The sequence below is a fragment of the Priestia sp. YIM B13489 genome (assembly GCF_042787645.1).
Lineage (GTDB): Bacteria > Bacillota > Bacilli > Bacillales > Bacillaceae_H > Priestia > Priestia megaterium.
The window spans coordinates 3875476-3888385 of sequence record NZ_JBHZOQ010000053.1; the positions used below are offsets into that span (position 1 = coordinate 3875476).

General features: G+C 39.5%; 12 protein-coding genes and 1 riboswitch. All 12 genes read right to left on the reverse strand.

Annotated features, from left to right (window positions below; all coding sequences use genetic code 11):
- Window position 1 precedes the first annotated feature (1 nt).
- On the reverse strand, window positions 2-1414 hold the full coding sequence (gene kamA / locus ACFX4W_RS25865; RefSeq protein ID WP_028410902.1) for a lysine 2,3-aminomutase: 1413 nt from the start codon (window positions 1412-1414) through the stop codon (window positions 2-4).
- A 67-nt stretch (window positions 1415-1481) separates the two neighbouring features.
- Entirely contained in the window at window positions 1482-2330 is an 849-nt protein-coding gene (gene ablB, locus ACFX4W_RS25870) for a putative beta-lysine N-acetyltransferase (protein ID WP_280560130.1), read from the reverse strand.
- Window positions 2331-2356: 26 nt separating this feature from the next.
- Window positions 2357-3622: a peptidase gene (locus tag ACFX4W_RS25875; protein WP_097824463.1), complete on the reverse strand. Its 1266-nt coding sequence runs from the start codon at window positions 3620-3622 to the stop codon at window positions 2357-2359.
- Window positions 3623-3635: 13 nt separating this feature from the next.
- On the reverse strand, window positions 3636-4298 hold the full coding sequence (locus tag ACFX4W_RS25880; protein ID WP_043976615.1) for a 3-oxoacid CoA-transferase subunit B: 663 nt from the start codon (window positions 4296-4298) through the stop codon (window positions 3636-3638).
- A complete protein-coding gene (locus ACFX4W_RS25885) occupies window positions 4283-4984 on the reverse strand; it encodes a CoA transferase subunit A (protein WP_043976614.1) in 702 nt (233 codons plus the stop codon). The genes ACFX4W_RS25880 and ACFX4W_RS25885 overlap by 16 nt, the downstream gene beginning before the upstream one ends.
- Window positions 4985-6334: an aspartate aminotransferase family protein gene (locus ACFX4W_RS25890; protein WP_043976613.1), complete on the reverse strand. Its 1350-nt coding sequence runs from the start codon at window positions 6332-6334 to the stop codon at window positions 4985-4987. It abuts the gene before it with no gap.
- 108 nt (window positions 6335-6442) lie between these two features.
- Entirely contained in the window at window positions 6443-7678 is a 1236-nt protein-coding gene (locus tag ACFX4W_RS25895; protein WP_097824465.1) for a dicarboxylate/amino acid:cation symporter, read from the reverse strand.
- Window positions 7679-7858: 180 nt separating this feature from the next.
- Window positions 7859-8013: riboswitch (cyclic di-AMP (ydaO/yuaA leader) on the reverse strand.
- 601 nt (window positions 8014-8614) lie between these two features.
- Window positions 8615-10084, reverse strand: a complete 1470-nt coding sequence (locus ACFX4W_RS25900; protein WP_013084690.1) for an NAD(P)/FAD-dependent oxidoreductase — start codon at window positions 10082-10084, stop codon at window positions 8615-8617.
- A gap of 217 nt (window positions 10085-10301) precedes the next feature.
- Entirely contained in the window at window positions 10302-11702 is a 1401-nt protein-coding gene (locus ACFX4W_RS25905) for an ATP-binding protein (RefSeq protein WP_013058734.1), read from the reverse strand.
- Window positions 11703-11855: 153 nt separating this feature from the next.
- Window positions 11856-12041 carry a YjcZ family sporulation protein gene (locus ACFX4W_RS25910; RefSeq protein WP_075419415.1) on the reverse strand — a complete coding sequence of 62 codons (186 nt, stop codon included), beginning with the start codon at window positions 12039-12041 and terminating at the stop codon, window positions 11856-11858.
- A 91-nt stretch (window positions 12042-12132) separates the two neighbouring features.
- Window positions 12133-12558 (reverse strand): hypothetical protein, encoded by a 426-nt coding sequence (locus ACFX4W_RS25915; RefSeq protein ID WP_230183214.1) that lies wholly within the window; start codon window positions 12556-12558, stop codon window positions 12133-12135.
- On the reverse strand, window positions 12548-12709 hold the full coding sequence (locus ACFX4W_RS25920) for a hypothetical protein (RefSeq protein ID WP_164796341.1): 162 nt from the start codon (window positions 12707-12709) through the stop codon (window positions 12548-12550). Before ACFX4W_RS25920 ends, ACFX4W_RS25915 begins: the two co-directional genes overlap by 11 nt.
- Window positions 12710-12910 lie beyond the last annotated feature (201 nt).

Here is a 12910-nt window from a genome sequence, read left to right on the forward strand (position 1 = left end):
CTTAAGATGATGGAGCATCGTCGCTTTTAACGTCTTTTTTCAATTGAGCTTTAAACTTTTTATCTTTTAATTCATCTCTTTTTTCACGTTTATCTTTTAGACTTTCGTGAGCACTGTCACTTTCATATGTTTTACGTCTTTTTACTCTCCCTAACCCTTCCGGTACAAGGTTGAATTGAGCATCATTCATAAGACCCGAGATGCCGATGGAAGAATCTTTAGCATCCGATGCTGGATAAACAGCTCGAAAATAATCATCTGCACGCCCAGGCACATAGCTTTCTGGCTCCGGATACGTCGTAATCACTCCTTCAAAGTTTCGCAGAACAACTTTACTTGCGCTTTGACTAATAATATAGTTTGGCTGAACTGCAATCTTTCCTCCTCCTCCTGGCGCATCAATAACAAACGTTGGAACAGCATAGCCAGACGTATGACCTCGCAGCCCTTCCATAATTTCAAGCCCTTTGGAAACAGGTGCGCGGAAATGTCCAATTCCTTCTGACAAATCACATTGATAAATATAGTAAGGACGAACGCGTATTTTCACTAAATCGTGCATAAGCTTTTTCATGATAGCTACGCTGTCATTAATCCCAGCTAAAATAACCGCTTGATTGCCAACTGGAACGCCTGCATCGACAAGCATTTCACATGCTTTTTTTGTCTCTTCCGTAATTTCAATGGATGTATTAAAGTGAGTATTTAACCATACTGGATGATATTTCCTTAAAATGGTACATAAATTTTCTGTTATTCGCTGTGGAAACACAACGGGTGCTCTTGTGCCAATCCGAATAATTTCCACATGGGGAATAGCTCGTAAATTCTTCAAAATATATTCTAAAATGTTGTCATTAATCAGCAAGCCATCACCGCCTGAAATGAGTACATCTCGTACTTCAGGTGTTTTGGCGATATAAGCAATCGCAGCATCTAACTGCTTTTTTGGAACGCCCATTCCAATTTGTCCTGAAAACCTTCTTCGAGTACAGTACCTGCAGTACATGGAACATTGATTGGTGACTAAGAACAAAACGCGATCAGGATAGCGATGAGTCAACCCTGGCACTGGAGAATCTTCGTCTTCATCTAGGGGATCTTCTAGATCATATTTTGTTTTATGAAGTTCTTTGCCAACCGGAACAGACTGCATACGGACGGGGCAGCGAGGATCATCTGGATTCATCAAAGATGCATAGTAAGGCGTAATATTGAGCGGAATGGTTTTGGTTGAAATGCGTACTCCTTCTTCTTCTTCAGGAGTTAAGTTAATAACCTTTTTTAAATCATCTAACGTTCGAATTGTGTTTGTTAATTGCCAAATCCAGTCATTCCATTTTTCTTCAGGAACATCTTTCCATAACTCAATATCTTTCCAGTGTCGGGACGGCTTATATAAATCATATAACATACAATCGCTCCTTTATGAAGATTTACTATTGTTATATGTTACAGCCCATAAATTGGTTAATTATTTCTCACCCTTTACTTTTTGACAGATCCTTCACCCATACGTTCATATCTTCTAACGATTTATAAATGTAACAATTATTCGTTAACCTTCCCGTATAGGTATAGCCAAGCTGCTGAAAGGCGGCGTTCATCCCGAATGAAAGCGCTCTCGCTATTGTGTATGCACAAAAAATATGCCGCTGTTTTAGCTCCGCCTCTAGTGCGTTTAATAAATGCTTCATGAATCCATACTTTCGGTAAGCAGGGAGAGTCGCACAATCCGTTAGTTCAGCATTGTGATAGACATAGTCAATTTCAGCAGAAGCAGCGCTAACGATATCGTTCTTGTCAACTATGATATAAAACAAGCTATCTTCTTGAAGCAAATTAGAGAGATACTCTTCTTCGTAGAGGGGAGTAGGATACACTGTGAAGATTTGACGGTAGAGCTGAGAAAGTTGTTTAGCGTCAGATGAAATGGCTTGGCGCATGATCAGTTGATTCGATAAAGAAGAATAATCAGATGTCGGCAAATTCAACACATCTTGAAGCAGCTCTGTTTCTTTTAACGTCTCCCCGCTGTCTCGGCGGGATTGAGACGTATAGTAGCATAAAAGATACGCGTCGCTTCCGTTAAAATAGTAGGGAACAGTTGCTTCTAAAGAAAATCCCAAGCTTATCCAGACCAACAGATGTTCAGCACGTGCTTTTATAATCCACTTTTCGTACGTTTTCTTATCAATTTCTTTATATATATAGCTGTAAATATCGTTCACATTTCCCCGGTAATCATCTATTCTCAGACGCTTGTTATATTCATCTAAAAAAAGAGTCATAGCAAAGGTTGGCTGACAAATATTTTCTTGTTTCCCCATTTGTTTGTATCCTCTCCCTTTTTAGCTTAGTCTGCAATACTGCACCAGTCTGCTACAGTGAGAGCAATAATTTCCGCTGCGTCAAGCATCGTTTGAATACAAATATACTCATTCGGAAAGTGGGCCACTTCTGTTACTCCCGGTCCAAAAACAACTGTTGGAATATCCCCTACTTGTGACAGTATCCCTCCGTCCGTTCCCCAAGGAGATGCTTCAATGATCGGCTGATTCTGTTTCACTTGATAAAAAGAGGACGAAAGAGAGGTCATAAGCGGATGCTCCAATTCAATTTCACCGGGAAGCCAGTGGGCCCCAAACCATTCCAAGTCGACAGGGTGCTCAGCAAACCACTCATCACGCTGAGCCAAAAGTTCAAGCCAGGATTTCATTTCTGCTCTGACATTTTTCATTTTTTCATGCGGAGCAACTCCTATCCTGCCTTCTAATATTACTTGATCAGCGACTGAAGAAGGCCACGTTCCGCCTTGTATATTTCCGATATTAATCGGCACGGGAATGGGAATTTTATTATAGAGCGGATCGGTAATTCGGCTGTTTCTCTCTTTTTCAAGACCCTCAATATGTTTAAGCACCACAGCTGCTTTTTCAATCGCACTCACGCCTTCATACCGAGTCCCTCCATGTGCCGCTACTCCATGCACAGTGACTCGAAACCACATGGAGCCTTGCTGTTTAGGGAAGATCTTCATGTTGGTTGGTTCTGGAATGATGGCACCATCTGCTTTATACCCTCTAAGTACACAGGAAAGTGTTCCTGCCCCTCCGCTTTCCTCTTCTACTACGCTTTGAAAAATAACATCTCCTTTTAGTGAAATATCTAGCTCTTTCAACGCTTGAATAGCTAAGAGTAACGACACATTTCCTCCTTTCATATCCGTTGCTCCGCGTCCATATAAGTTTCCATCTTTTACAACAGCCGTATAAGGGTCTTCCGTCCACTGTGAAAGATCTCCGGGTGGCACTACATCAATGTGCCCATTCAAAATAATTGATTTCCCTCCGCCTTTCCCTTTTAACACGCCTACCACATTCGGACTGTCTCGAAAAGTAGAACGGTTGGAGGCAAAAGCTTCATGGCTGCGAAGTATTTTTTCGTCCGGTTCCCATATATCAATATCTAACTGCAGCTGTCGAAGGCGTTCAATAACAATTGCCTGCGCATGCTTTTCAGAACCTTGTACGCTTGCTTCTTCTACGAAACGCTTGAGTAAACGCACTGCACTTTGACGATGCTCTGTCATCCAGTTATGAATAGATTGCTGTATGTTCATGTAAGGGTCCTCCTTATGGTATCGTAATCAATTGATCACTCAGGCGAACTGTCGCTTCTGTTGAACTCAAAATATCCTCTACAGTATAAGGAGACATTAACTCTGTTAGAAGAAGCGCATCTTTTTCTACTTTAAAAACCGCCCGATCTGTAATAACTAATCCCACGCAGCCCGAAGCAGTCAGAGGTAAAGAGCACGTCTTAACCAGCTTCGGTTCTCCTGTCTTGCTCGTATGATTCATTAGCACAATGACTTTTTTCGCTTTTTGAGCTAATTCCATCGCTCCTCCCATCCCAGGAACTCGCTTACCTGGCACAATCCAATTAGCTAAATCCCCTTTTTCACTCACTTCCAACGCACCAAGAATGGTCATATCGACGTATCCTTTTCGAATCATCGCGAAGGCTGTAGCACTGTCACAGTATGAAGCCCCTTGAACGGTAGTTGTTGGATAGCCTGCTGCATTGCAAACATTCTCATCTTCTTCACCTAAAGGAGGGGAAGATCCTAACCCTAAAATTCCATTTTCAGCATGAAACATCACATGAACAGCGCTTGGCACATAATTAGGAATAAGAGAAGGAATGCCAATCCCTAAATTAACAATCATGCCGTTTTGAATTTCAGCCGCAGCACGTTTTGCAATACGATGACGAATATCTATTCCCAAACCCATTTCCAATTCACTCCTTTCGAAGGGACAATATAATCCACAAATACACCTGACGTCATCACGTTCTCTGGGTCAATGTCCCCAAGAGGAACAATTTCATCCACTTCAGCGATAGTTATACGACCTGCCATTGCCATTAACGGATTAGTGTTTCGAGCGCTTTTATCATAAAGCAAGTTGCCGAATGGATCTGCTTTTTTTGCATACACAAAAGCAACGTCGGCTGTGAGCGGCTTTTCCACTAAAAATGTCTTGCCGTCTACTTCCACTTTTTCTTTTCCAAATTGAATAATGTCATTTTCTATTCCTACATCAATCAGTACTCCTCCGAGTCCAACTCCTCCCGCTCGAATCCGTTCAGCAAGCGTTCCTTGAGGAGAAAACTCAACTTCCAGCTTTTCTTCTGTCATCAGCGTTCCAGCCACTGGGTTCGACCCAATATGAGAAGCAATCAGCTTTTGAATTCTTCCTTGGCTTACCAATTTTCCCGCACCAATATGAGGAAAGCCTGAATCATTACATATCAATGTAAAATTTGATTTTCCGCTTTCAATCAGACCATCAATGAGAGAAGGCGGGCTGCCTACTCCTCCAAATCCTCCTATCATCAACGTAGCCGCATGATCCACGTATTCAATCGCTTGTTCCACAGTTGTGATCTTTTGAAATGAGTTTTCGACCTTTGTCACTCATTTCACCTCATTTCTCTGTTTTTCATTTTGCACTTCATGCAATGTTTTCGAAAGCAGATCGACCGCTTCATCAAGCTGACGATGAGTAATCGTAAATGGTGGCGCAATAATAATACCGTCTCCTTCTACTCCGTCTGTTCCTGCTTGTGAAGGATAAAGGAGAAGACCATTTTTTTGGGCTTTACTTATTACGCGTGCCGTCATATTTTCCGAAGATGAAAAAGGCTCCTTCGTCTTTGGATTTTGCACAAGCTCAAGACCAACTAGTAAGCCTTTGCCACGTATATCACCAATGATAGGGTAAAGAAGTTGAAGCTTCTTCAATTCCCCTACTAAATAGTCTCCTTTCAGCGCTGCTTCTTGAACAAGATCATGCTTTTCAATATAGGTTAAAACAGCTATCCCTACAGCGGATGACAGCGGATTAGCGCTTAGCGTATGTCCGCTCATAATTAATTTGGATCCGTTCATGATAGGTTCAATCGTTTTGCTGCTAGCTAACGTAACGGCTATTGGTGTATATCCTGCTCCCACTCCTTTTCCAAGCGTCATGATGTCTGGTTTAACTCCCCAGTGCTCATACGCAAACATCACGCCTGTACGCCCAACTCCAGTCATGACTTCATCCGCAATCCATAACACATCATATTTATCGCAAATTTCTCTTATCACTTCATAATAACCGGGAGGAGGTGTAAGCGCTGCTCCGGCTGCTCCTACAATGGGCTCTGTAATAAAAGCAGCAATATGTTCAGGGCCGGTTCGTTTGATAACTGTTTCCAATTCGCGTGCACAAGCAAGATTACAAGATGGATAGGTTTGATGAAATGGACACCGATAGCAATAAGGAGGCGAAACCGAAGGATAATCTTCAAGCAAAGACGAGAAGCGTTTTCGTCTTCCAACGTGCCCTGACATAGACAGAGCTCCTATTGTAATACCGTGATAGCTCATCCAGCGTGACAAAACCTTTGTTTTGGTTGGCTTTCCTTGCTCTTGAAAATGCTGAATTGCCGTTTTCATAGCCGTTTCAGTCGCTTCTGTCCCGCTGTTAACAAAAAAGCTCCACTGGAAATGATTGCTGCTTAATTCACATAGTTTCTTAGCTAAGGCTTCTGTTGGATCACTTGTAAACTGCGACCGATATACAAACGCAACTTTCTGTGCCTGATCGGTCATCGCATCAATAATTTCTTTTACGCCGTGTCCAATACTTGCTGTAACTGCCCCCGACGAAGCATCTATGTACCTTTTTCCATCTTGGTCGTACAAATAAATTCCTTTTCCATATGAAATAACTGGGTAGTCGTCGTCGAGCAGCGGCTTTATTACATGAGTTTTATTCATTTCCGCACTCTCCTTTCAAACATACACTCTTATTAAACTGTATGCTGAAACGAAGAGTTTCTTGCCAATAAAAAAAGCCCTAGCATATAGCTAGAGCTTTTACGCTTATTAAGCTGATTGCGTTACAGATTTATCGATACGCTTTGCTTCTGACTCAGCCACAATAACGGCACACGCAGCGTCTCCCGTAATATTTACAGATGTACGAAGCATGTCAAGCAAGCGATCAATTCCAATAATCAATCCGATACCTGCTACAGGCAGACCAACCGAACTCAATACCATTGCTAGCATAATGAGACCAACTCCAGGCACACCTGCTGTACCAATACTAGCAAGCACCGCTGTCAATACAACCGTCACAAGAGCACCCAGCGACAGGTCAACGCCGTATACTTGTGCAATAAAAATAGTCGCTACACCTTGCATAATTGCCGTTCCATCCATGTTAATGGTAGCACCTAACGGCTGAACAAAACTGCTGATGGACTCCGGGACACGAAGATTTTTTTGAGCCACATTCATTGAAATCGGAAGCGTTGCATTACTGCTTGATGTACTGAATCCAACTGTCATCGCAGGAGCAAAACCTTTAAAGAATTCAATTGGGTTACGTCTGGCCATAAGAGCGACTGATCCCCCATATGTTACGATCGAATGGATAAACAGTGCGAGCACGACTACAATCATGTACAGCCCCATCGCTTTAATTGCCTGCCAGCCTTGACTTCCGACCGCTGTTGCAAGAAGCCCAAATGTTCCGTAAGGAGCAAACTTCATCACTAGATTCACAAGGTACATCATCAATTCATTGCCTTGCTCAAGTAAATTGTAAAGCCCTTTTGTTTTACTTCCAAGCATCGTTATACCAAAACCGATAAAGATAGAGAAAACGATAAGTTGAAGCATATTCCCTTCAGCCATCGCTTGAATTGGATTGACTGGAATCATATTTAAGAATGTTTCTCCAACCGGCGGTGCTTTTTCGGCTTCAAAAGAAGCGTTTTTTGTATCAAAAGATCCAAATGTTCCTGGTTTAATAACAAATGCTAATAATAAACCAATTACAATAGCAACGGTTGTTGTCACTAGGAAGTACGAAACTGTTTTGGCCCCGATTCTTCCTAGTTTTTTAGGATCTCCTAACCCTGCTACACCTAACGTGATAGAGAAAAACACAATTGGTACAACAAGCATTTTAATTAAGCTTAAGAAAATTTGGCCAAGCGGTGTAAACAAGTACTTGTCCAGCGGAGCAAAAGCACTTGGAGCAAAAGCGTTAATTAACACTCCTACAATAGCACCAGCAATTAGCGCGATAATGATCTTTGTCGATAGCTTCATAGATTTACCTCCCGTAAATAAATTATATTAGAATGATTCTAACTACTATACTTATTTTACCATGCATTGAGAACGATAACACTCAAAATATACAATATATTAAAAATTTTCAGATTAATAGTTTAGGAATATTTTTAGCTATACAAAAAACCATGAGAATATCATGGTGTCATAGACCTGTTATTCCCTCACTGAATGCTTACGGAGTTAGCTGTCGGATTCGGGTACGTGAGTTACCCTACTTGATTCATTCAAGATTCACCCCAAGTACATTACGCACAAATATGGGTCCCCCGTTCTCTTATAAAACAAAAGAGATTAAGCAAATAATTTTCTTTAATATTTTTGCATGATAATAATTGTTACTTTAATTAAAATTCATTTTATATGTTTCTGTCAAGTTTTTATTCAAAAATAATGCATGATTTTATCATAAAAAGTTGATAATTGTTATATTTTAAAATTTTTACATTATATTTCAATAAACCACAAATACTTATTTAACAAGACTTACAATCTAATGGATAAAAAATTAATTCAAAAAATAGTTTGCAAAGTGAACTTTCTTCTCATTAACTCCCATTCATAAATTTGCATAATTATTCTAATATCCGTGTACTTTATTGCTTTCATAAATATTTTACTCATCAAAAAATAACTCTTTTCAACTGTTGATTTTATCCTTGTATTGCTTGATATACCCTCCCTAAAATTTCACTGAATTTATTGATGCAAAGAAATGGACATTATCAATTCGCCTTATTGTATTTAATTCTGTTCACGATAGAAGGATGGATTCTGTCATACTTTTAAAAAAAGAGCGGGTAATTATCATATAAAACTATCGGAGTTGGAGCGGTACAAGTTCTTTACTTTTTACTTAGTCGCTCTCGTTATTTGACACATAAAAAAAAGAGGCCGTGACGGCCTCTTTTTTTATACAGTAACAGGTTCAGAACTTGCTTTGCGATTCTTTAATTTTTCAACAATGTCACGCGCTACCCACACACCGCACGCACTTGCCTGCGCGAGCCCTCGCGTAATACCAGCTCCGTCTCCTCCCACGTATAAACCAGAAATTTCAGTTTCAAACTTATCGTTTAACTTCGGACGGGCGGAGTAAAATTTCGCTTCCACACCGTAAAATAGCGTATGTTCAGATGCTAACCCAGGCGTTACATGATCCAGTGCTTCTGTCATTTCAATTAAGCTTTTCATCGTATTATAAGGAAGCACTAAGCCCAAGTCACCAGGTACAGCTTCTTTTAACGTTGGTTCTAAAAAGCCTTCTTTAATTCGAGTCGCTGTTGAACGACGGCCCTTTAAAATATCTCCATACTTTTGAACAACTAAGCCCCCGTTTGACAGCATATTAGCTAATCTTGATACTTCGTGCGCATATTCGTTCGGCTGATCAAATGGATCCGAAAATTTATGAGAAACAAGCAGCGCAAAGTTCGTATTTTGACTTCCAAGCTTCGGATCTTTGTATGCGTGTCCATTTGCTAACATAATACCTGAATGATTCTCTACTACCACATGTCCTGAAGGATTGCTGCAGAACGTTCTGACTCTTGTACCTACAGACGTATTGTAAATGAATTTCCCTTCGTACAAGTGCTTGTTGATTTCTTCCATAACAACGTTGGATGTTTCGACTCGAACGCCGATGTCCACTTGATTGTTAATCATTTTCAAACGACGTTTTTTTAGTAAGTCGCTCATCCACTTCGAGCCGTCTCGACCTGGTGAAACAACCACTTTATCAGCCGTAATTCTTTCACCATTCTTCAATTCGATACCGCGCACGATATGCTGACCGTCTTCTTTTTCTGTTATTAAATCGGCTACTTCCGTTTTATACTGCATATCAATTTTTTCTTTTAAGTATTCATAAATGCTTTTTAAAATTTCCAAATTTTGCTCTGTTCCTAAATGACGCACCTGGGCACGCAATAGCTTTAATCCTGCTGCGTATCCGCGTTTTTCAATTTCACGAACTTTATCAGTTAACGGATCCGTAATCGTATCGGTTGCTCCGTGTTTTAAATTAATTTCATCCACATATTTAATTAAATCTACCACCTGTGATTCAGATAGATAATCCGTCATCCAACCTCCAAATTCACTGGTGATATTAAATTTCCCGTCTGAATATGCGCCGGCTCCACCAAAACCATTTGTAATAGAACAAGCCGGCAAACAGCCAGCAAACTCTTTTTTGCCAACCGCAGGCGGACATTTTTCAATTTTTTTCTGAAGAATCGGACAATTACGTCGATAGATATCGTGTCCTTTATCGATTAATAAAATAGTTGCTTCCGGTAATTTTAACGTTAACTCATAGCAAGTAAAAATCCCAGCGGGTCCTGCCCCTACCACAATAACATCATAATTTGAGTTCATTGTACATTCTCCCATCATCTTTTTTCTTTGGGTAAAAGATAAAAGTTATTGACCGAATTTTCTTTTTTTATTATCATTCGGTTATTTTCTAGCCATTTGATAATATATCAAAAAAAAATCCTTTAGTCAACAATATACACGAACATTAAAATAAAATATTTAAAAAACATTCGCTTTTATTCCGAACAAATAAAAACCAGTGAACGAATAGCAAGCGCTATGAAATGTTCACTGGTTCTTTAATGTACGGAAGAGCAATTTCTACTTTTGTTCCTACTCCTACTTTACTCGCAAATGAAATATGCCCTTGATGCTGTTCGATTATTCGGTAGCTAATCATTAACCCTAGCCCCGTTCCTGTTTGTTTAGTGGAATAAAATGGCTCACCTAGCCGAGCTAAAGATTGCTCATCAATTCCACAGCCTTCATCCTCGATAATGACCATGCCGTATTCATTTCTTTTCTCAACGGTGACTTTAACTGTACCTTTGCTCATTGACTCAAGCGCATTTTGAATTAAATTAATAAAAACTTGTTTAAGCGCATTTTCTTCACAAAAGATTGTAATCTCATCACTAATCTCATTAATAATACGACAGTTTTTATAATTGGCGTGTGTATCTAATAGTAATGTCACATGACGTATGATTTGATTGAGACTTTTGGGGTGGTATGAATTTTCAATTTTAGGCTTGGCCAGCGTTAAAAATTCTTGAATAATGGATTCGACGCGATTCAATTCTTCAAGCATAATATCATTGTATTCTTCGTTGTACTGTTTCGATGCTTTTAACAGCTGAATAAACCCTTTAATCGCCGTCATTGGATTACGAATTTCATGTGCTACTCCTGCCGCTAACTTGCTCACCATTGTAAGCTTTTCAGATTTGCTTGCCATTTCATCATATTTTTTTCGATCCGTTACGTCGCGAATAATATACTGAATGGCATCCTGTCCTTCAAACTTAATTTTGGTTGCCGAAGATTCAATAATGACAACTCCTTTTTTAGTCAATAGTTTCACATCAACACGCGGCCTCACGGACATTCCATTCATCAGCTGAACCATTCGTTCTTTTACGATTTCTAAATGTTCGGGGTGAATAAAATGAAGCCAAGGACGCCCGATATACTCTTCTTTTTTCTCGCCGCCAAGAAGTTTAACACCAGCAGGATTCAAATATTGAATTCTGCCTTCTCTTGTTACAATAAATGCATCTTGACTTTGCTGGACAAACTGCTTATATTGCTTCATTTTTCGAATGACTTCCTCTTGTTTTTCAATACTTGAGGAAAACTCTTTCCACTGAACAACTAAGAGCGGAATATCCCCTTCCGTGCGCTGAATATGGATGTGCATCGGAAACTGCTGATCTACTTTTTTCTTAAGTAAAACAACTTCTTCCTCTTGCTTTCTTAACGGTTCCACTTCATGCTTTTCAATAAAAAAGCGATTTGGCTCTTCAAATACATTACAGGAAAGAAGTCGTTCTTCCGTCGTTTTAAAAAGGTGGCAGCACGCTTCATTTAAAATTTGAATATCTCCATCCATATTCATTACGAGCATTGGTGTAAATGACATTGAAAATAGCTGTTGAAATACTTTTTCCTTTTCCATATATTCACCTTCGCTTATTGAGTTACTAGCTATAGTATAATATGGTAAATGTTGATTTGGCAAAATTTTTTTATTATTTAAACAATTTATATGCAAGTTTGTCCTTTTCTATCTGTTATAAAAAGCTCGCACATGCGAGCAAATGAGGCCTAATCAGCAAAAACAGGTGCAGCCAATGATGATTAATAAAATAAATAGCACAACAATTAATGCAAATGACTGACCCGTTCCGCAATGATGATAACCGCCAATTGGATAGCTAATTGGATAGTGGCAAGTATCATATAGGTGGTGATAGCCTCCGTGATGGCATGGGTCGTAACAATCGTAGTTATACATAGCAATCTCTCCTCTTGTTTTTTTTATTCATTTCGTACACTGTACTTTATATGCATTAGTTGATTGTCCTGTATGTGCATTCGCCCATTTTTTACTTTCTCTTACGCCATATTCGCCTTTTGGGCTGCAGCGTATACGAAAACAACAAAAGTAAAATACTTCCCATTACCAGTAACGTAGTAAACTCTTTCATAAATCCAATAATGCCCCCTATATACGGGAGATGGTATGCGTAGCTTCCAATCACTTTAAAAGAAGCAGGCAAAGAATCTCTTTGAGCTGTAACCAGTACATCAAGCTCTTGATTATGGGCCAGTACAAGTTCATTCTTTGAAGAAGATGATTCGTCTCTAAAGACAACTATATCTCCGCGATGCAGATGGTGATAATCCGTTTCTTGAACGGTCACGGTGAAACCAAATAGACTTGGAAATGTACTAACAAATAAAAATGTAAAGCAGATAGCATAAAGAACAAGTACATATCGAAACGCAGAAAACATACATTTATTGATCATAGGTAATCAGCTCAATTCGCTCGGTTACTTTATTTAGCGCGGGGGTAATGTGAATAAATGAAGTAGAGCGCTCTGTAAATTGAATTAAAAGTAGCAGCAGTAAAAAACTTAACATAATTAACCGTAGCATCCGAGCATAAAAATCGCGCATGCTCTCACTCCTTTTTTCTATACTAATTTCGGTCGTACAATAAGCCTTCAGTCAATAATTTGATTCAGTATATGCACATAGAGGGCATTTGGCTCATTGTTTCTTCTTGGAGGTCTCGGGAGTGATCAGTGATCGGCATAAATTATGAGTTTTAGCATATGTTTGGTTACGTATGGAAATGTTTTTATACTCCGACAATAA